Annotated in this window: 20 protein-coding genes; 3 read left to right on the forward strand and 17 right to left on the reverse strand. The window is 44.2% G+C overall.

Annotation, left to right across the window (positions count from 1 at the left end; genetic code table 11):
- Positions 1–170 precede the first annotated feature (170 nt).
- The 3 genes from V1224_14970 (at position 171) to V1224_14980 (ending at position 3556) form a co-directional block, all read left to right on the forward strand.
- Positions 171–557 (forward strand): helix-turn-helix domain-containing protein, encoded by a 387-nt coding sequence (locus V1224_14970; GenBank protein WWR15753.1) that lies wholly within the window; start codon positions 171–173, stop codon positions 555–557.
- A gap of 44 nt (positions 558–601) precedes the next feature.
- Entirely contained in the window at positions 602–2281 is a 1680-nt protein-coding gene (locus V1224_14975; GenBank protein ID WWR15754.1) for an alpha-glucosidase, read from the forward strand.
- A 66-nt stretch (positions 2282–2347) separates the two neighbouring features.
- The gene (locus V1224_14980) at positions 2348–3556 is read left to right on the forward strand and encodes a class I SAM-dependent rRNA methyltransferase (GenBank protein ID WWR15755.1); all 1209 of its coding nucleotides are present in this window, start codon (positions 2348–2350) and stop codon (positions 3554–3556) included.
- Positions 3557–3567: 11 nt separating this feature from the next.
- On the opposite strand, the gene V1224_14985 is transcribed toward V1224_14980, so the two are convergent.
- The 17 genes from V1224_14985 to V1224_15065 all read right to left on the reverse strand — a co-directional run bounded on the left by V1224_14985 (position 3568) and on the right by V1224_15065 (position 21466).
- Positions 3568–5016 carry a glycosyltransferase family 4 protein gene (locus tag V1224_14985; protein ID WWR15756.1) on the reverse strand — a complete coding sequence of 483 codons (1449 nt, stop codon included), beginning with the start codon at positions 5014–5016 and terminating at the stop codon, positions 3568–3570.
- 54 nt (positions 5017–5070) lie between these two features.
- The gene (locus tag V1224_14990) at positions 5071–6327 is read right to left on the reverse strand and encodes a GT-D fold domain-containing glycosyltransferase (GenBank protein ID WWR15757.1); all 1257 of its coding nucleotides are present in this window, start codon (positions 6325–6327) and stop codon (positions 5071–5073) included.
- Positions 6231–7385 (reverse strand): FkbM family methyltransferase, encoded by a 1155-nt coding sequence (locus tag V1224_14995; GenBank protein ID WWR15758.1) that lies wholly within the window; start codon positions 7383–7385, stop codon positions 6231–6233. Before V1224_14995 ends, V1224_14990 begins: the two co-directional genes overlap by 97 nt.
- A 37-nt stretch (positions 7386–7422) precedes the next feature.
- Entirely contained in the window at positions 7423–8343 is a 921-nt protein-coding gene (locus V1224_15000) for a rhamnan synthesis F family protein (GenBank protein ID WWR17499.1), read from the reverse strand.
- The gene (locus V1224_15005) at positions 8313–8534 is read right to left on the reverse strand and encodes a hypothetical protein (protein WWR15759.1); all 222 of its coding nucleotides are present in this window, start codon (positions 8532–8534) and stop codon (positions 8313–8315) included. The genes V1224_15000 and V1224_15005 overlap by 31 nt, the downstream gene beginning before the upstream one ends.
- Positions 8535–8540: 6 nt before the next feature.
- Positions 8541–9326: a class I SAM-dependent methyltransferase gene (locus V1224_15010; protein ID WWR15760.1), complete on the reverse strand. Its 786-nt coding sequence runs from the start codon at positions 9324–9326 to the stop codon at positions 8541–8543.
- Positions 9326–9460, reverse strand: coding sequence for a hypothetical protein (locus tag V1224_15015; protein ID WWR15761.1), 135 nt, complete (start codon positions 9458–9460; stop codon positions 9326–9328). Before V1224_15015 ends, V1224_15010 begins: the two co-directional genes overlap by 1 nt.
- 20 nt (positions 9461–9480) lie before the next feature.
- Complete coding sequence (locus V1224_15020; protein ID WWR15762.1) at positions 9481–10626, reverse strand: radical SAM protein; 1146 nt, start codon at positions 10624–10626, stop codon at positions 9481–9483.
- A 43-nt stretch (positions 10627–10669) separates the two neighbouring features.
- Positions 10670–11818 (reverse strand): SPASM domain-containing protein, encoded by a 1149-nt coding sequence (locus V1224_15025; protein WWR15763.1) that lies wholly within the window; start codon positions 11816–11818, stop codon positions 10670–10672.
- A 45-nt stretch (positions 11819–11863) separates the two neighbouring features.
- On the reverse strand, positions 11864–13069 hold the full coding sequence (locus V1224_15030; protein WWR15764.1) for a glycosyltransferase family 2 protein: 1206 nt from the start codon (positions 13067–13069) through the stop codon (positions 11864–11866).
- A gap of 32 nt (positions 13070–13101) precedes the next feature.
- Positions 13102–14289, reverse strand: coding sequence for a radical SAM/SPASM domain-containing protein (locus V1224_15035; protein ID WWR15765.1), 1188 nt, complete (start codon positions 14287–14289; stop codon positions 13102–13104).
- A 19-nt stretch (positions 14290–14308) separates the two neighbouring features.
- Positions 14309–15451: a radical SAM protein gene (locus V1224_15040; GenBank protein WWR15766.1), complete on the reverse strand. Its 1143-nt coding sequence runs from the start codon at positions 15449–15451 to the stop codon at positions 14309–14311.
- An 11-nt stretch (positions 15452–15462) separates the two neighbouring features.
- Positions 15463–17517 carry a hypothetical protein gene (locus V1224_15045; protein ID WWR15767.1) on the reverse strand — a complete coding sequence of 685 codons (2055 nt, stop codon included), beginning with the start codon at positions 17515–17517 and terminating at the stop codon, positions 15463–15465.
- A 60-nt stretch (positions 17518–17577) separates the two neighbouring features.
- Entirely contained in the window at positions 17578–18804 is a 1227-nt protein-coding gene (locus tag V1224_15050; protein WWR15768.1) for a CDP-glycerol glycerophosphotransferase family protein, read from the reverse strand.
- Positions 18805–18878: 74 nt separating this feature from the next.
- Positions 18879–19931, reverse strand: a complete 1053-nt coding sequence (locus tag V1224_15055; protein WWR15769.1) for an NAD-dependent epimerase/dehydratase family protein — start codon at positions 19929–19931, stop codon at positions 18879–18881.
- A gap of 9 nt (positions 19932–19940) precedes the next feature.
- On the reverse strand, positions 19941–20669 hold the full coding sequence (locus V1224_15060) for an IspD/TarI family cytidylyltransferase (protein WWR15770.1): 729 nt from the start codon (positions 20667–20669) through the stop codon (positions 19941–19943).
- Between the two features lie 197 nt (positions 20670–20866).
- A complete protein-coding gene (locus tag V1224_15065) occupies positions 20867–21466 on the reverse strand; it encodes a recombinase family protein (protein WWR15771.1) in 600 nt (199 codons plus the stop codon).
- Positions 21467–21550: the final 84 nt, after the last annotated feature.

Consider the following 21550-nt stretch of genomic DNA (forward strand, 5'->3'; position numbering starts at 1 on the left):
GAATTTTTGTGTGCCAGAGAACTCCGGCTATTGAGATTTACTAAGAGAATTGCTATAATAATCAGGATTGTATTGTCCTTCTATGAATTTATTATATCTCGTTTATCCGAAAATGTCAACAATATTTCGGATAAACGATTTTTCAACGTAGTTGTAGCAAAGGAGTTGTAATGAACGCGATCGGTGAACGTATCAAACAGCAGAGAAAAAGAAAAGATCTGACACAGCCACAGATCAAAGAACTCACAGGCATCTCCTCCGGAACTTTAAGCGATATTGAAAACGGAAAGACACTCCCCGCTGCACTTTCTCTGATCAAGCTGTCAAAAGCGCTTGAGTGTTCCATAGACTGGATGCTGACAGGAGAAAGCCTCCAGCAGGAAGACCCGGCCTTTCTCGCTCCGCTGGAAGAGGAATTATTAACTGGCTTTCGCGAACTTTCCGAAGATGACAAGGAAGAAATGATCAGTATACTGCAAATGAAGCGCAGAAAAACACAGGCCGCAAAAATAGGTTCTGATACCGCCAATGACGAAATTTCCCATTTGGTTGGATAACACAACAGTCTTCTATAAAGAATGAAGTCAGGAGGAATAAACAGATGCAAAAAAAATGGTGGCATGGTAAAGTCGCATACCAAATTTATCCTAAAAGTTTTTATGATACGACCGGAAATGGCATCGGCGACCTGAAAGGGATAACAAACAAATTGGATTATCTGAAAGAGCTTGGCATAGATATTATCTGGCTCTCTCCCTGTTACCGCTCTCCTTTGGCTGACCAGGGATATGATATTTCTGATTATTATGACATCGATCCCCGCTTTGGCACGATGGACGATATGGAAGAATTAATTTCCGAAGCAAAAAAGAGAGACCTGCATATTGTGATGGATCTTGTCGTCAATCACTGCTCCGATGAACACGAATGGTTTCAAAAAGCGCTTGCAGACCCGGACGGCGAATACGGGAAATATTTTTACATAGAACAGGGGAAAAACGGCGCTCCACCGAACAACTGGCGCAGCTATTTTGGCGGCAGCGTCTGGGAACCGATCCCTGGCACGGATAAATACTATCTGCATTTGTTCCACAAAAAGCAGCCTGATCTGAACTGGGAAAACCCCGGACTTCGGGAAGAAATCTATAAAATGATCTGCTGGTGGCTGGAAAAGGGCCTTGCCGGTTTCCGCATCGATGCCATCATTAATATTAAAAAAGCGCTGCCCTTCGATGCCTGGAATTATCCTGCCGACCGGGACGACGGTTTGACCGCTGCACCGAGAATGCTCGAAGATGCCATTGGCGTCGGTGAGTTTCTGGGAGAGATGCGCGATAAAGCCTTCCGTAAATATGATGCGTTTACCGCCGGAGAGGTGTTTAACATGAGAGAGGATGAGTTAAAAAGTTTCGTCGGTGACAACGGATATTTCTCCACTATTTTTGATTTCCGCTCAACAGTCTATGGCGGAAGTTCGAAAGGCTGGTATGATTGCCTCCACATTATGCCTGATGAATTTAAAAAATGTTGTTTTACTTCGCAGAGACTTGTGAAGGACATCGGCTTCCTCTCCAATATTATTGAAAACCATGATGAGCCCCGCGGCGTCAGCCGATATATTCCCTCGGAAGACCTCTCAGATACGTCCAAAAAACTTCTGGCTACGATCTCCTTTATGCTCCGCGGCCTTCCGTGGATCTATCAGGGACAGGAAATTGGCATGGAGAATCTTCCCTTTGCGTCGATCGACGAGATTGATGACATCAGTACCCTTGATGAATACAGCGTAGCCCTACGGGCAGGACTGTCTGAAGAAGAAGCGCTGTCAGCAGTTTCATTTTTCAGCCGGGACAACGCGCGTACTCCCTTCCAATGGGACAATACTGCGAATGCCGGATTTACGAAAGGCACTCCCTGGCTGCGTGTCAATCCCAACTATACAGACATCAATGCGGCAGCGCAGATCAATGACGAAACTTCCGTCTTTTCTTATTATCAGGCACTCATCGCTCTGCGAAAAGATCCCCGCTATGCAGATACGATTGTCTATGGTATTTTGGAACCTTTTATGGAAGACACTGAAAATCTCATGGCCTTTTTCCGCAAAGGTGAGCGTCAGACGTTACTCGTACTTGCAAACTTCAGAAGGGAGCCGCGGAACCTGACACTGCCATCCCCCTGCAAGAATATACTACTCAACAATTATGATACATTAACGATAGAAGATGACAAATCTGTCATATTAGACAATTACCAGTCTGTAATTCTGGAACTGGAATAATGGTTACAGGCAATTTATCTGTGTCCAATCAAAACTGCCTGCAAATCAATCCGGAGGATACGCTACATGATAAGGCAAAACACATTTGTTACACTGAAAAAGGGCGAAGGCCGCACACTGAAAGCCGGCGGCATGTGGGTCTATGACAACGAGATCGACGCCGTCACTGGCAACTTTGAAAATGGGGATATTGTATCCATCCATGATTTTGACGGATATTTCATGGGCTATGGATTTCTCAATACCAATTCGAAAATTGCGGTCCGTCTGCTCTCCCGGCATAAAGACAATCCTGTCACGGAAGATTTTATCCACCGGAGGGTGCTGGATGCCTGGAATTATCGGAAAGAAACCGTAGACACCTCCTGCTGCCGTATCATTTTCGGAGAAGCAGACTTTCTCCCCGGTATTGTCGTCGATAAATTCGCAGATGTCCTTGTAGTGGAGTCTCTCGCCCTTGGAATTGACCGTCTGAAATCTCTGATTCTCACGGCTCTCGTTGATATTTTAAACAATGACGGCATCTCTGTACGCGGTATTTACGAGCGAAGCGATGCGAAAGTGAGAGAACAGGAGGGAATGACGCGCTGCAAAGGTTTTATCGGCACGCCTTTTGATACGAACGTGGAGATCTCGGAAAATGGAGTCAAATACCTTGTCGACGTAAAAGACGGGCAGAAGACCGGATTTTTCCTCGATCAGAAATATAACCGGGCCGCCATCCATAAGATATGTAAAAACAAAAAAGTACTGGACTGCTTTACGCATACCGGCTCCTTTGCCCTCAATGCGGCAGTGGCCGGCGCCGCCTCCGTGCTTGGTGTCGATGCCTCGGAAACGGCCATCAGGCAGGCGCAAAAAAATGCGGCCCTTAACCATCTTGAATCGGTCGTACAGTTTCAGACTGCCGACGTCTTTGATCTGCTTCCTGCACTCGAACGTGCAGAGAAGTCTTATGATGTCGTCATTCTGGACCCTCCTGCTTTCACCAAATCCAGAAATTCCGTGAAAAATGCGATCAAAGGATACCGCGAGATTAACATGCGCGGCCTCAGACTTGTGAGAAACGGAGGTTTTCTTGCCACTTGCTCCTGTTCTCATTTTATGGATCCGGAACTGTTCGCAAAGACTATCAAAGAAGCTGCCAGAAGCGCTCACAAACGTCTGCGCCAGGTAGAGTTTCGTACCCAGGCGCCCGATCATCCAATTCTCTGGGCTGCTGACAGCTCTTATTACTTAAAATTTTATATTTTCCAGGTGGTGGAAGAAAGATGACTTCTTCCACCTTATTCCCTCATTTCATCCATAATTTCCGCCAGTCCCGCTTCAAACTGTCGCATGGAAAAGCATCTTTCATATATGCCTCTTGCCCGCCTGCCTATCTCCCGCAAGACGTCTCTGTGAGTCAGGCAGTATCTCAGCTTTTTCCGCAGTTCCTCCGCATTTTCTGTAGCAAAAATAAGTCCGTCTTTTCCATCTCTCATGTATTCGGCAATCCCCGCGCCGCTGCTCACAACCGTGGGCTTTCCGTACATCATTGCCTCTATTACCACCATTGATACCGTTTCCTGCCTTGACGCACAGACCAGCACATCCGCTTCCTGAATCATTCGCAGCGTCTCTTCATGTGGCAGCGCTCCGAAAAACCGGACTGGCAGATGCAGCCTCTCACTGATCTCGCGCAGAGATGCGGCATATCGCGTATCTGCTTCTCCCACTAGCCAGAACTCGCAGACTGCTACTTCCTCACTTGTCAGATCACTGACCGCGTTCAACAGAATATCCTGTCCTTTCAGAGCACACACACCACCGATGAGCAGAAACGTGCAGCACCGCTTTTTCTCATTCCCGATCTCTCTGTCCGGCAGTCCGAACATCAGTCGTTTCACCGGAAACGAAGGGCATACTGCCCGGAATGCTCTCTCTGCCACTCCACTGACTGTGACGACCTTCAAATGTCCTGTTGGAATCGCACACACACGCTCAGGAACTACGTTGTGGTACAGTGACTGCGGTTCGTGCAGCCACCAGATCACAGGAACAGACAAATTTCTCTCCAGCAACAGATAAAAAAGCTGCACTGTATTGACAAAAAGCAGTCCGGCTCCCTGCGCCCACTCCATATCTTTCAGCCTGCCCATCCGCAGACGCTCATCAATTATGACGTCTGCCCCTGCTGCCAGAAAGCATTCTCTCATAGGGCCGTCTTCCGGTGCCCCTACGGTCAGACAGTAACCTTGTCGGACATATATCTCTGCCGCATACAGGAGACAGTTCGGTGCCCCGGTAACGGTCAGGTCATGCGAGATCATTACAATTCGCTCTCCCGCCATCCTTTCCTTCCCGTCAGTCCACTTCTCTGTACCGGTTTCACGCGCTCCCGCAATACTTTCCCGCACAGCTATTCTCTGTTCCCTCTCTCCCCGCTGCGCATGATAGACCCGCCAGGGGTCTGCTCTGTCCGCAGGAAGTTCAAACACATAACGGATCTTCTCTTCCCCAATGCCCAGTTTCAACAACTGCTCTTTCATTTCCTTTGTATACAATAAGCTGCACAGATAAATCTGATCATACTCATAATTGCCGATCTCACTGGGTGCAATAATGCGATGTCCATCCAGTTTCTTTCCCCATTTCACAGTATCATTGTCTACAAGGGCAACAATCTCTTCCCCCATGGTATATTTTTTGTAGTGCAGATAATAGGTTCCGGTCCCAAATATCAGGATTTTCATAGACTTCCTTTCTATGGTCCCGTCCTGCCTGCTCCTGATCTGTCAGCGCAGTGCTTACTTCAATATTTTTGCCACGATCTGCCTCTCATATGTTTCATCAGGGATCGCATCCGGTGCATGATGCCAGGAAAGTTCCGCAACACCTTTTCCGGCAATGGGCACCCGGGTTTCTGCCTTGCACAGGGACCATTCATACTCGTTGTCAAGCTGACCTATGTCGACCGCCTGTATTCCATGACAAGTCAGATCATAAGCCAACACAGTAGCTGTCGGTCCCAGACTGATCAGGGCAAGCATATCCTTAACTTTATGGGCAAGCGCACATTCCAGTATTCTATCATAACAGGCAAACGCATCCTGAGCCGGAGCAATGATACGTCTGACAGATTTTGTTCCTTCCAGTAGTCTGTTGCCAACCCCTGTCCTCGAATATTCCCCCTCGATAAGCAGTACATTGCGTCCTTTCCAGATGTCCTGAAATAATTTGAAAATCACATTGGCATGTTCTTTGTCCCGATAGATCAGATATGGCCTTGTGACATAAGCGTCATAAAAAGTCCGATTCGCCGGAATCAATCTGCCAACCTCCTCTCTTGTCTCCAAGTCTAAATACTGACGTATCTTATCGGCGGCATATTCCGTATAAACTTCCAAAGAACCGAAAATGTCCGGTATGGCGAGCAGCACATTTTTTTCTTCCGAATGCAGGATCTCAAACAGCCTGTCACTCAGACATCTGTCCGGCTTTTGGAACCAGGGTCTTTCTTTTCCGCGTATCATCTCAAACTCCCCGTCTCCAAAACGGCACAGGGAGGCTTTCTCATGTTTCAGCCGTATTAATAATTCCTCCGCCGGAAGTACCGAAAAAGTCTGCTTTATATGATATTCATAGGGTGTATTGGCAAGACGCAGTTGATATTCTTCCAATAACAGGCGCTGCAGTAACAATGTAACCCTGTTTTGTTCAAACACTTCCGCACCTCTGTCCTCTTCGTTCCAGAAAAAAAGCAATTTGTCTCTGCGGAGACCAACATTTGATGCAGTTTTTATAATATCACCGTAATTCTTTACGGACACGATGATCAGATCATAAACAAGCGGCTTCACCTCCTCCGGGCGGCAGACAGGCCATTCATTCATCCAAAGACCGCCACTTTCAGAACCCATACTGTCTATCATTCCCCGTATCACAGCCTTTTCCTGATCGATACAGTTTATGACGTCGGCAGCATAAGCGCCGATTCCCCATACAAAAACCTTTTTCCTGACAGATTTCTTCCCAAGAACCAGACCATGTCGAAGCTGCGGCATGATCTCTTCCCCATAAGGAAAGAACATATACCCATCAGAGAAAGAGACCGTAAAATGATGCCGCAGCAGATAATCAGATAAGGCTCTGCTTTGCCCCCCCCCCTATGGTATGTACAGGCTATCACCCGCAGATCCGTATTGTGATACAACATGTTTTCTCCGCCTTTTAGAGCCGCCATCTCGTCTCCTTCTATATCCATTTTCAGAAATGTGATCGGTGTTTGGGCATACTGATTCAAAGTATCCAGCGTGATACATTCCCCGTCGTCTCTGTCCGACAACCTTCTCTCCACAATTTCCACTTTCTCTTTCCAATCTGCAAATGTATGCTGCAATGCCTCGACCCACTCGGGATCGCTCTCAATCACATATATTTTCTTCGCCCGATCAATGCATTCCAGGGAGAAAAAGCCTTCCGCCGCACCGGCATCTGCCACTACGTCTTTTTCCATTATGGCAAAACCCGGCTGACAGTAACAATGCGGCGAACATGCCGACTGCTCCCTGACAATCCCTGCAAGATAACTCACTGCCATCTGTTCACTCATGCTTCGCTTGAAATATATTTTTTTTCCTTTCCAGCGAGAACAGACCAGTCCGTTCTCTTCCTCCCTCCAGACAGGGAATTCCGGGCACTTCTCCGAATTGCCCTCTCCCGCGAAGTCAAAGAAAACATTCAGTTCATGGGATTCCAGATATTCCATCACAGACCTGATCTGCGGGTCCGCACTGTCATGATACCGTTTCCTGATCTCCGCTTTGATTTTACTCAGGCAATACTGCCACGGCACAATATTGTCCTCCGGGATTTCTAATTGTTCCGTCAACTGTGCCCGGATCTGTTCATAAAAATGTTCCGGCAGGATCAAAACCGGAACTGCTTCCTCATAATGAGGCGCCCTGACTGCCACCTCACGGCCGCAGACAGAAACTATATTTCCCCACAGCCTTTTATCGTTGTCCCAAATCTCTGTCACGATAAATTCCTGCAGTTTATTCAAAATTGTCACAACTGTTTTCAGACGCCTGCCCGCGCCGAATAAAATAATCTTTTTCATAGATACCAATCTCTTTTCTGATTGCATGATTCTCATATTACATATGAGAAAATAGTAACTGTTCTTTTCTTAACCGCTCTTCCAAACATGGTTTTACTTCTAATGTATTTCTTACGCCAAGCGCTACGATAAGTCCGTCTGTCTCTTCACATACAAAATCATCCAAACGAATCTCCCCTTCCTCCCTGGGCTCCGAAACGACAAATCCGCTCAGCTCCCAGTTTTTCATCCGAAAATAATCCTCCAACCCTTTTCCATACTGGCCATGCCCGAAAACATATACTTTGCGATGCTCTTTTACAAATGCTGCTAACCCTGATGCACCCCACGGCCTCATACGCCCTTCCTGCTCCACCCGCTCCAGGTGTCGTAAGATCAGGTTATGATCATAATCGGTATGGTTTTCGATATAGTTTAATACGAGTCCTGCACTTTTACAATTAGCAGGCGTCATAGACCGATACTTTATAACAGGAAATTTACTGTCGTTGATCATTTCATATGTGTAAACCATATAAGGGTTTCTTTTATTTTTTATGTACTGCCCGCCTCCATTTTCATCCAGATAAGAGGAAAACCGAAATCCCTTACCGGAAAACCACACCGTAAACGCTATTTCGAACAGTTCGATCGCTTCCCGATATTTTTCAGGATAAACAAAACAGTTCCAGAACTCCTGCCAATAACGACTCATAAACATTCTTCTGTTTATAACAAGAAAGTAAGCCTGTATGTGCTCAGGCTCGTCCGAACCATCCTGCATAATCTTAGCCCCGCCGGCATTTCTGCTAAGTCCCCAGAAATCAAGCTCTTTTTCCTCCATCAACGAGAAAATTGTCTTCCATGGATACAGCGGTCCATAAAAGGTATCATTGCACAGGACGATCTCATCCCACTGCCGCCAGTCTAGCTCTTTATATCGGTTGATTAGTACCTCCCTGTACCCCCCCCGTCGAATCCTATATTATCTCTGATATAAATGTCTTCGCTGAACCTTCGCAGTACAGCCAGTCCATCGTCACAGATTTTGCCATTTACAACAATGATCAAGTCCGCCAACATCTGCTTCAGGCTGTCTAATAAGTAGACTTTGTATTCATCTATGATTCCTTTCGAATCATAGAATAAAAAGATGCCGATTCTTTTCATCTATTTTTATTCCTTTCGTGGATATTTTGTTGCTCCGGTCACATCTTCCAGACAAATGTTTTTCCAGTCAAGATATTCTTCTTTTATCTGCATTGTTTTTTGCCCCAAAAATTCACTGTGACAATAGAGCCCGCCCACACACTGCCCCTGCAAATATCCACAGGCTTCTTCCGAAAACTCCGCTCCGGAAAGCAGATTGCTGCACCCTTTTTTCAGACACCTCATGCCAAACTTTTCCGGGAACAATACATGCAACGCATTTTCACTATACTGGAAAAAATGCCACGGCCTGTCGTGACTGCCGAACGCATAATGTGTCTCAATAAACACATAACCACCTGGTTTTAGTAATTTGATGATTTCCAATGCCGCCTGCCATGGCATAGCCAGATGTTCGAATACTGCACTGGAAAAAATCAGGTCAAACTGATGATCAAAATATTGACTTACCCTGTGAATATCTCCTACAATGTCAACGTTTTCTCCTTCATAATAGTCAAACCCTACATATCTCGCCTTAGAAAACAAGGAGCGAAAGTTGGCTCCTGTCACTACTCTGCTGCCAAGCTCCAGCACATCCATTCCCGGTTTGTCACAAAGCCTTTGCAAATATAAAGGCCATTTTTCATGTGCAATCTCATCATCTGAAAGAACATCTTCCCGTTTCCATACTTCCACCGGTATCTCGTATTGATAAATGCCCTTTTGCTTCAGTATCTCTGCCATCTCGTTCGCATAAATCGAACAAAGCAAAATTTTTCTTCCCGCATAATCCCTTATATAGTCGTCCATCAAGATAAACGGTACTCCATCGGCAAATACCCCCCCCGGACAGAATCAATAACAGCCTCTACCCGATCACTACCAAGACGCTGAAATACCCGCTTTCCGATTTTTCCGCCACCAAACAATACTAATTTTTCCATACTTTCCTTAGGCCTCATAACTATAACCACTCCTCAATCCTCTTTTCCGTCTGTCCCCAGGACATGGCATGTTTCACACCTCTGTCCTGGTTACAGTACCGGCAGAAAGGAATCGGCCTTGCAAGACTCATCAAAATTTCTTCCGCCGAACCTGTCTGATAGATGTCAATAAAGTCTTGTTCGGACACTGTAAGATTTTTTTTGAAATAGTTGTTGAATTTATAAATTGCCGCCGGCCTTGTGCATGTATACAGCCTGCCATTTGACAGCTTGATACAATTATTTGCTTCAATACAACAGGCAAAGCTTTCTTCCGGTAGCTGATTACCGCTCAGATCCAACCCCATATTAGTCATAAACTTAAAGTCTTCGGAGGCGCCGAAGAATTCAAATGTAACGTTTTCTTCTATGGCTTTCTGCGATATTTTTTCATAATCGAGCACGATCGGATATTTTGTCACAATGATCGTAATTCTGTTGTCCCGACACACTCTCCAAAAGTCCTCATTACAACTTCCTAACAAAATGCCATTCGTAAAGACAGATATTTTTCCGACAGGAAACGCATTCCGCGCGATCTCCATGCACTCCGGCAGACGGGGATGCAGCAGCGGTTCCCCGCCGATCAGATAAATACGTTCACATTCTCTGTCAAACAGCGTCCCTAATCTTTCAAAGTCACGCCGCATCTGATCGACATCAATGAATTCCTCGTCCGCTATACAGGAAAACTGAGAACAGCACTTGCAGTTTAAATTGCAATGGGATGCTATGTCCACTTCAAACTGCAGTTTCTGTTTCGGTGTCAGTTTTTTCTTTCTCTGCTGTTCGTTCAGAAAAATTTCTGTTTCTTCCGTAACCGCCAAGATGATATTTTTTTCTTTAATTCCCAAAGCTATCAGTTGATCCCGCATCATATTCTCGTGAATCGAAGAAGTCAGCAGAAATATTCCGTCCTGATAACGCCTCGCCATTTCTTCCACCGGATAAACTTCATATTCTCCGTATCTGCCTTGTTTTTTATGCGAATTGTCACACAGAAATATGCTTTTCTCCGCAGCTTCTTTTCTGAGCATACGATACAGATAAAGCCCTGCATCTCCCCCTCCTGTTATGACAACAATGCTTTTCTCCTCTATTCTGCCAAGCAGCATTTTGTTATCCATCTAATCTCTCCCGTTTTTCCGTCTCCTGAGCCGTTCTTGCGTTCTAGCCTACGCTGAAAAAGTCACAATGTTGGCAATGCTTCCACTCTGACCGCCCTCTGTGCAGACATTCTCTGACCATACGAAACCGATCATTATTCCATACATCCAATACAGAATCCTTTGACACATCTCCCAATGTATTTCTGCCAAGTGCATCATTGCAGCAAAGTGATACTTTCCCGTCCGGACGGATGATCAACTGTCGGTAAGGAAGCACACACTTCGCCCCGGGATAAGACACCAGTCTCGCATTTGGCGCATCTCCACCTCTCGTCGTCAATACTTCATCCACTTTGCGCAATACGATTGTCACTTTCGACTTCAGCTGCGGATGTTCTTCACAGTAAGCCTTGATCTTCCGGCATGGCCCAATCAATTTTAACTCCTGATGATAATTGTCGATGACCAGCTCATCCAGATATTCCATGATCTGTACAAATCGTTCAACTGTCAGTAATGTGCCATTTGTAAACAGGTGCATTCTTGCCCGCGGCAGCCTTTCCCTCGCATACTGATGAAACTTTATGATTCGTTCATCCAGAAAAGGCTCATTATTGGAGAAAAGCGCCAGTCTCCCACTGTAGGATAGTCTTTCAAGCTCGTTGATTATTTTATAAAATAGCTCTTCTTCCATCTTTTTGAATTCTCTGGTATCATTTTTAACACTGACCGGGCAAAAAGAGCAGCCACCGTTGCAGCGATTCACTGTCTCAATCTCCACATGGTCAAATAGATGATCGGTTCCATAAAGCTCATCGACCTGATTGTTGATGGCATTGATTTTATTTGTAACCGCAATACCTGAAGTGTCAATATAATCATTGTCTATACCTTCATCCATTTCATAGGGATTGACAATCAATTCATTGGTGGGGTAGTAGCACCATTTATCTGTTTTAAAGTTTGTATAATGATATATTCCCTGTCTGTTGAGTTGATTTTCCACCTCTTTTACATATTGTGTGGAAATGACGATCTCGAAATCTCTGTATATTTCAAGGAATCGGGCAAAACTGATGATCTCGATCCCATCAATTCGATTACCGACCCGAGTCACATTGTTGTCCACAAAATAAGCGACATTTTCTCTTCCATATTTAAGCAAAGCATATTTTCCGTATTTACCTGCTCCGAATAATATCTTTTTCATCTCAGCTTTTATCCCTTTTCCGATATATCATTTTGCTGTCAGATGCTACCCTATCTCAAATCCTTCCGGAAACTTCACATTATTGATCGTTTCCGCATCAATAAGTACAATTTTCTCTTCCACAGCTCCTGCTCTAATCAAATCATTTTTTATTTGCTCCGACAAATAAGTACGGATATTCGCAATGACTATATAATCATATTCAACTTTACAAATCTCATCTATACCGCTTATTTTATAATTATCAATCATCCTCCCGCTATTTTTATCGATCCAGAGTACCATATTGTAATTCTCACATCCATTTTGCAGTACTTGAGCAATCTTCCTCCCCAGGTTCCCCACACCATAAAGAATCACTCTGCTGCCGGGAATCACTTCTGGAAATGGAAATAAATAATTTTTCTCTCTCTTAAAAAATGCCTGATAATTTGCCCCCAGCAAATGAAGCATGACTGTCTGATTTAACAGAAAATGAAGACGTCCCAATAAATCATGCTCTTCTAAAAGTTTATAATACTGCTGATACCACAGTTTTAACTCGTCGGTGTGAAAACAACAGACAATGGAATTATCTCTTTGGATATAATGATAACTGTTATCTGCCATACACGAAATTTTACTGCTCTCTAAAATACACGCTGTTATGCACAAAACGTCTTCACACATATTGATCCTGTTATCGATCTGTTTCTGTACTTTTTTATATAATTCCCGTCGAACCGCCCAGCACCACTGGGTAAAGGGTATCTTCTGTGTGTAGAAATGTTTACTGTCGAGCGCGTTTTCCAGAAATTCTCTGATTTTCTCTCTTCCCACATATACGGCTCTTTTTATATCGAGAAAGTTTACCGTTACATGATATGTCTCACCATACTCCCGAACAAATCCATCTATACAAACCATATCAGGCGAATTTTTCTTTATTTCATTGACCAGATTTTGTAATCGTTCTCTTTCTATCCAGTCGTCTCCATCCACATTTATAACATATTCCCCCGCAGCAGCCTCCGCTCCTGCCTTACGGGCGCTCACCAATCCGCCATTTTCCTTATGGATAACATGAATTCTGGGATCTTTTTCAGCATAATCGTCACAAATTTGTGAGCATCCATCCGTCGAGCCGTCATCTACAAGTATAATCTCCAGGTTTTTGTAGCTCTGCTTGCATATACTTGCAATACATTTGTCTATGTACTCTTTTATATTGTAAATTGGTACGATTACACTCAATAATATATTATCCCTCATTATGATTTCCTACTGCCTCATTCCACTGTCAACTATATCAATTTAGCGCAGGAACATTTCCGGCACAATATATCTCTGGAAAAGTCAGACAACATTCCTTCTTTGATCCGTTTCATTTCCTGCCCACGCATGATCTCTTCGTACGACTGTTCCCTCAAATTTCCCAATACATGTTTCATACCATAATCCATACAGCATAAAAGCAACGTCCCATCCGGTAACAGTTCATTTTTATTCAACCCACTGCCGCACACACCACAGGAGATTTTTCCTTCTCCGATTGACTTACTGACGAGTTCCTCACCTTCCAGATTTCCAGCCCGATCAAACAGAGAACTTGTAATCACATACTTTTTTCCACATATTTTCTCTGCCCTCTTGTCTGGCCGTGCCTGTGCATTACACATGCCGACGAATGGTCTTCCGTCGCTGCGTTTATGTTCTATTATAATCTCTAACAGTTTATAATACTCATCTGTCAATGGTATGTTTGCGTACTGCTTTTCGTCAGCTATATGTAAAGTAACGAATCCAATCGGCAGCTCCAGGACTTCTTTTAACATCTTTTCGTTTAATCCGACGAGTGTTGTATACAGGTCGACCGTTTTACCCATTTCACAGACTTTTCTGATCATCGGCACACACTGCGGATTCAAAAATGGTTCCGCAAATCCGCCGAACTGGAACACCGCATTTGAAGGCATATGTTCTATGCACCGGATTAATGTTTCCATAGTCATCAGACATGCTCTGTCTTTATTGTCTTTCAAATATTCCCGCAGAAATACATCCTGTGGGCAGTACTTACAATTTATACTACAGCCAATTTTCATTGTGATGTCGATACAGGGTGTCTCATCGTACCCACATCTTTCATCCTCGTTACCCATGATCACACCGGAAGATATGATCTGTTCCTGTTTGATATGATGCGATACAAGATATGCTGTCACTTCTTTTGTGTTGTGCTGATTAAGAGCTAATATAAATATGCTGTCCTTAACCTGCCTGTCTGCTGCTATCTCTGCAAACTCATAGACAGGCAGATCGAAAAGACTGTGTTCACTTCTTATCGTAACAACAAAGCCATGAACGAATATACCCTGTTGCTCTAATGCCTGGTAGATATTTCGTCCCCATATCCCTGTCCCATAAATATAAATTTTTTTCCCCTGTTTTATATACTTTTGAATTTGTTCCATTCCCTGTGTCAATATCATGATCACTTGTCTCCAGTTCTTATGCCATGTCGTTGTTTATCTGTAATCCTGCCGGTATATAATTGGTATTATCTTTTCCACAGCCACCACATATTCTGCAAAAGCTGCTTGTCCCTCTGCTCAACTCTACCAGCTTATGGCACGCATATTTATCCTCCGGATCAATCTCCTCCAAAATAATATAGTCCTCCGGACAGAGCTTGTATCGTCCGCTTTTTTCAGCACTCCACGACACATTACAGTAATAAAATTTGCCATCATTGAGTCCATTCCATTCCGGTCTGCAGCATGCCAAATGTTCCTTCAGTTCTATCTCATTACGTCTGAACGGCGACTCCGGAAATCCAAAGTCACACCATATAATAGAAGGTTTTCTATCATAGTGAATTCCATATTCTTTGAATCTGGCCTCCAGCAGATCCAGCCTCTCCTGATAAGGAATCTGATCGGAATAATCACTTACTACAATATGTGTTCCATATTTTTTCATAACTTCCAGGATTTCGTACGATGGCAGCACACTTCCATTTGAGGCATAAGAGATTGTTCCAAATTGACTTCCGTAATTTTCCTCCAGATAGACAATAACATCTTTCAGAACCGGATTTAACATCGGTTCTCCACCGATCAAACCAAAATAAACAACATAGTCGATTCGCGAAAAGAACTGATCGATATTTCGCTTTAATTGTTCCAATGTATAATGAAAATGTTTCTCATAATACGGAATGAACATATTGCAGCCCTGACAGTTGAATGTACATTTTGTTGTCACTGTCATATCTACATGATAGACACAGTTCATACCTCTTGCATTCCAAAACCATTCACAGATGAATTGTCCGAGCCTGCAATAATCTTCAAATTCTGTCAACCCTTGCCTGTCCAAAAATACAGAAATATCATTGTAAGCGGCATGGGCCGTCATGACTACAATCTTTTTACCAATTATTTTTTCCTTCGCTTCTGTATATGAAATAATCGGAATGCCATTCCATTCTTTTCCCTGTTTATCCGTATCCTGATCGATGACACAAATAATATTAACATTTACTTTTTCAAACAGACCTTTACATATTTTAGACACGGTACCTGCGCCATAGAGCACGATTTCATTGATTTCCTTCCAGTCTTCTGACAATCTTCCCAAATCACTCTGCATTTCTGATCTCCCTAATAAAACAGCATCGATTCAATCCGGTTCATCATTCCGTTATCGTTATAAAAGCTTCTCTTTATGTCATCCGAAAATTCCATCGTTCCACTAAAGCAAAAGCCATAATACCAATCAACAAATTGTCTGTCCGGATTCAGTCCAAGCGTTCCAAACAGTCTGACATAATCGTAAATGAATTCTTTAATCCCCTCATTGATTTCACGTTTATCGTCGAAATAATTTTGATTATTCTTTTTTTCCGCACAGACAAAATTGCCTTCAGCATCAACCGCCCTTACCATTCCGTAAGGCGCTGTCAAAACGCTTTCAATATAAATCATCCGCTTTAATATCTGACTGTTCTTTCCCGTTTTGTCATGCTCCTGCTGAAAACAGGCTTTCATCTCCGGCTTTTGCTCATCTCTTTCCTGCCTGGAAAGATCCGCATTAAAATAGTACCCTCGTATCCTCTTACCTGTTAATTGATTCAGATATTTTTGGTTATTGCCATAATACCCCAGGTCTACAACTGCACAATCATTGTCCAGATTCATTCTCTCTAAATAACACAGATAATTCTTTCTGATTTCACGGATATGATTCTGTATCTCAGTAAAATGTATTTTTATCTGTTCCTCCAGAGATCGCCCTTCTGCTCTCGTTACGCCTTTTATGCCAAGCCTGTCCTCAAACAATTCTTCCATGCTTCCGGTATATGGCATAGACATATAGTCCAGAAGTTCTTCCCCGGAAGTGACAGACGCCGACATGACAAGCTGCCTTGAAATTCCAAGGTAGCAATTTTCTCTTTTTTCTCCCAGAAGCTCACACAAAAATGTAAAATCTTCCTGCAAAAAGTATCCATCCCGTGACATAAATACCAGCTTTTTGATCTGATCCCGTTTGCTCTCCTGTAACAGCCATAAAAGAAATGTCAAAATAACCGGTCCAAACACGGCATATCCCATTTCCTGATTGCTTTTGAGCACAGTCATTCCATCTCTGCGCAAAAGTGTATACACATTTCTGAATAATTTCTGTCGAACACAACCTGCAATCGCTGCCGCATAATTACTGCAGACATTTGTTAAAAGACCATGCATGGAAGAGGCTGACAATATTTCTCCGGAAGATGGCGCCAAATACGTATTTATTCCATACTTCCGTGGTATCTCTATATCTGCCTTTTGATGATCCCCAATATGTAAAGCGGCTCTCTCCTTTATAATCCGTTTGTTGTAGTAATCCCATAAAGAGCCATCTTTTTTAGAACAGTCTAATACGCAGGAAACCAGGATGTTTTCCTCTGGTAATTTAATCTGGCAGCTATTCAACATTTCTGCAAAGAAGTGCAGCGGCAAATACATATCGCTGACCACATATACTGCTTTTTTCTTTCGAAGTGCATACTGCATCACTTCCACACTCTCCGGACGCGGCACCAACAGTTTTTTCTCCACCTGCAATTCTTTTTTCTTAATGCTTTGGATCACCGGTCCGGGAAGCGCACTCAGTTTTTCTATTTCTTTGTATAGATCATCAAGCGAATACTGTTTTTTGAGCCTTTTTTTTGCTTCATTTCTTATTTCGATGAAATTGTTTGCACACTGCCACTCTTCTTGGATTTCTACCTCCAACAGGCGGAATATATCTTCAGGATCACAAACAGCACGCATAAACAAAGTATCAAAGAAATCAAACGATATAACCTGCGCCTGATCGATACGGTTGTATAAACTTTCAACAGAAAGATCATAAAAAGGATTCTCTGATCCGCACTTTAACCTCTTTTTTGCTCTTTTCCCGTTCTTATAATAAACAGGAATTTTTAAATCAGAGATACGATCATAAATGACATCCCAGTAAGTCTCCGATGTATTGATAATGACCAGATCGCCCATCTTTTCTGCCATAACCGGATCGATAACCGGCAGTCCAAAAAACGTTTTTCCGATATTTTCAGAACTTTTATCCATCAGGCCTGCAAAATGAAATCCTTTCACTCCTTCAACCAATGTCGCCGTATATCTGCCAATTCCATAAAGAATGATATTCTCATTCCTATATGACATAAAGTTGTTTGTAAAGTCGTCTATTTCATTTTGATATTTATGATCCATTTGTGACCAGTTTCATCCTTTCATCCTGGCAATCAGGTCGCAGACCCGCGCTGCGGCTTTTCCGTCCTCTTTCATTCCGGTCTCTTCAAACAGTCTCTCCAGCCCCTGCTGGTAGTCCTCATCCTCAAAAGACGTTATCTTTTCCCAAAGGCCTGCCTCATCCTCTGCAAACGGAAATGGCAGTTTCCGAAGATCCCACAGCAGCTTCCCCCGCTCTCCCGTATATTCCTGATAGTCATCTGCGTATAAAAATACCGGAATACGCATCACTGCCGCGTCAAAAGCTGCACTCGAATAATCTGTCAAAAAAGCGTCGCATCCTGCCAGCACTTCATACAAGTCATCCACTCTGCTCACGTCCACAGCGCCCTCTCCGACCGCTCCTCCATCAAGATTTCTGGCTACAAGCTGGGGATGCAGACGCACAAAGACCGTCCAGCTCCCACCAAAACGCTCCGCCAAAACTGCCCGCAGTCTCCCATAGTCAGGAAATCTCTGCCCGGCTGCCACTTTGCGCTCCGTCCCCTGACTCCCGCCACGAAAAGTCGGTGCATACAGAATAACCCTTTCTTCCTGCGGTAAATGAAACTTCTTCCGCACTGCCTTTGCGGCCTTCCGTCTGCCATTCACAAGGATGTCACATCTGGGAGACCCGGTCCGCAGTACCGGACCTTCATAGATCATACCTCTTGGAAGGGTCGCATCGTACCAGTCAGAGTTTGAGAGCACATAGTCAATCATCTCCGAGTCATGCCGGCTCACCAGATAGGCAATCTTTGAAAAGGACGCACCACGATCCAGGCACGTCGGCTTAAACCCCAGCTTCGCATGCCATGTCTGGATATAGACCTGCCCCCTGCGCTTTCTTGCCTCCAGCTGTTTCCTGCTGTTATCGATCCAAAATCCTGCGGTCGTGAGGTGATATGCCCTCCTCCACAGACTGTTATGCACTGGCCTTATATAAGACGGAAACGATTTTGATCTGTCATTCACCAGCCAGATCAGTTCATATCCTCCTCGTCTGTGCAGCTCTTCCGCAATGTATTTGGGATTGCATGTATACCCGGTTGTCCCCTCGATACAGCAAAAAACTGCTTTCTTTCTTTTGATCGGAAATACCCGGCAGACATAGAATGCCAGGCTCTGAACCCGTGCCTTCCACAGCCGTTTTTTTATGTATCTCTCTTCCTGATTCATGTTATTGCCAACCTGTCCCCTTCCTCTCCTCTTCCACCCCACTCCTCAGACGGCCGCTTGACACCTGCTCCCCCCCCGCCATCTCTGTCCGTCATCAGCGCTCAAAATAGCAGGTTTCAACTATTTCTCTGCTGAAAAGATTCCAGCGTATAACGTAGTGCGTCCCTGATTCCTACCTGCGGCCGCCACCCCAGCATGCGGATCCGTTCGGTATCCATGACCCCCAGCAGAAACGGCAGATACTGCAGCCGCTCTTTTTCCTGTTCCTGATTGCCAGCCTCAGTCCTCACCTTAGTTCTGCCGCTCTCATCCAGTCCTGCAATTATCTCTGCCAGTTCCCGCACACTCACAAGGTTTTCAGTATTAGCGATATTGTAGTAATGCTCTCTGCCCTTAGTAAATGCAAGCAGCATCGCTCCTGTCGCGTCCGCCACATAAGTATAAGTCCTTGTAGCCAGCCCGTCCGTCTGCAATACAATATCCTCTCCATGCAATGCATTCTCAAGGAATTCTGAAAAAGCCCTTCCGTCATCCAGAGTAATCCCCGGCCCGAATGTATGGCACAGCCGCACGCCAACATATGGGATCTGATACTGAGCTTCATAAGCTGCAAGCATCGCCTCACACAGTCTTTTGGCCTCCGGATAGCACATCCTCGCCTCGTTGCAGCCTGCCACGCCCATGTCACTTTCCCGAATACCTTTTTCGTCCTTCCATTCCCCGTAAATCTCCACTGTGGACACATACAGTACTTTCTCGCTCTTTTTCGCTCTCGCCAGCTCCAATACATTATGCGTCCCCTGTACATGACTCCATAGCGTATCAACCGGATGATCCGTAAAGTCCCGCGGGCTGGCAGGCCCCGCCGTATGGAAAATATAGTGGACTTCTCCCTCCCAACAAATCGGCTGCGTAATGTCCTGAATCAATGTATGAACATAGGGAAGCTGTAACGATTCTCCAAACACCTTCCGCATCTTCTCTTCATTCCTTGCCAGTGCCACGATCGTCGTATTCAGATTCCAGTCGATATTCGCCTTGCTGACTGCTTCCAGAAGATACATTCCCAGCCGCCCGCTCGCCCCCGTAATCAGCACTGTCTTATCCCGAAACTTTTCCCAGTCAATGGGGCTGTTCCCTATAATTTTCAGATCTCTTTCCTCTACCATGTCTCTCTCCTATAATCCGAATATATATCTGTTCTCTTCCAGCTCCAGAATCGCTTTCAGATAATAAAAGTCTTCCGGCGTCGTGATTTTGATATTCACTCCCTGTTCTTTCACAAGATGAACTTCCCCTCCTGCCTCTGCATATACCATTGCTGCATCTAAGAGCGGCATCCCCCGCTCCTGCCTGCCAGCCTTACGGTACGCTTCCAGAATCTTTCCCAATCGGAATGTCTGCGGAGCCGTCATCGAATACGTATCCGCCCTCTTTTTGAAATCCGACATGTCCGCTTCCTCTGACTGCGTAATCACGACTGATTCTGATACCGGATGTACCGTTACCGCGCAGCCATACTGCCTGGCCACACGAATGTTTTCTTGAATTGTTGTCAGATCCACCAGCGGTCTTACGCCGTCATGAATCACGACAATGTCCTCTGGCTTTCCCCCGTCTCTGACGATCTCTTCCAGTCCTTTTACCAGACTTCCCTGCCTGTCGCTTCCTCCTACAATAACTTTGCTCACTTTCCTGATCTGATACAATTCCAACAGCCCTCTCATATATTCAGTATAGCTACTGTGACAGACAACGAGCACCTTCTCGATTTCTCTGCTCGCCTCAAACTTCTCTAACGTATAGATCACGATGGGCTTTCCCATCAGCTTCAAAAACTGTTTTGGCAGTCCGCCGTTTCTCATTCTCTGTCCCACGCCTGCCGCCAGTACAATCGCTATATTCACCTTTTTCTCCTATTTTTTTAATGTGTACTTTTTTAAAATCGTCATACACAGCGAAAAACAACGAAAAAAATGACATATTCTTGTATATCCCTGGGTTTTATGATAGAATGACAACGTAAAACCTGATTATGTAAGATTCCAAAAAAGTACACCTTTCAAAAATATGTGAGAAAACTTTATTTTCTTCGACACAACTCTTATTTCATTTTTAATTTCCTGCTCTTGTTATAAAATGTCGATAACGGCATTCCACAGCTCATGGATGCTTCTTTTGCGCTGATTTCTTTTAGTATCCACCGCTGATACACAACAGGAAAATTTTCCGGCACCGGTTTTCTTGGCCTTCCGAATTTCACACCTCTCAGTCTGGCTGCTTCGATCCCTTCTCTCTGTCTCTGTTTGATATTCTTTCTCTCATTTTCTGCTACAAAGGACAATAATTGTAAAACAATATCACTTAAAAATGTACCGATCAAATCTTTTCCTCTTCTCGTATCAAGGAGCGGCATATCCAGTACGATGATGTCCGCTTTTTTGTCTTTTGTCAGAATACGCCATTGTTCCAGGATTTCTTCATAGTTTCTTCCCAGCCTGTCAATACTCTTGATATAAATCAGATCATCCTTTTTTAGCTTTTTTAACAGCTTTTTGTACATAGGCCGATTGAAATCTTTTCCCGACTGTTTATCCACATAGATATTTTTTTCTTCGATTCCGATCTCTTCCATTGCTACGATTTGTCTGTCCTCATTTTGATCCTTTGAGCTTACACGCACATAACCATAAGAAACACTCATACGACTCTCTCCTTTCTCTTTTGAATAGAAATCTCCTTTCACTAGAATTTTATTCTATTTTCATATATTTTTATAAAGGAAAAA

This window comes from Lachnospiraceae bacterium JLR.KK008 (assembly GCA_037015955.1).
Lineage (GTDB): Bacteria > Bacillota > Clostridia > Lachnospirales > Lachnospiraceae > VSOB01.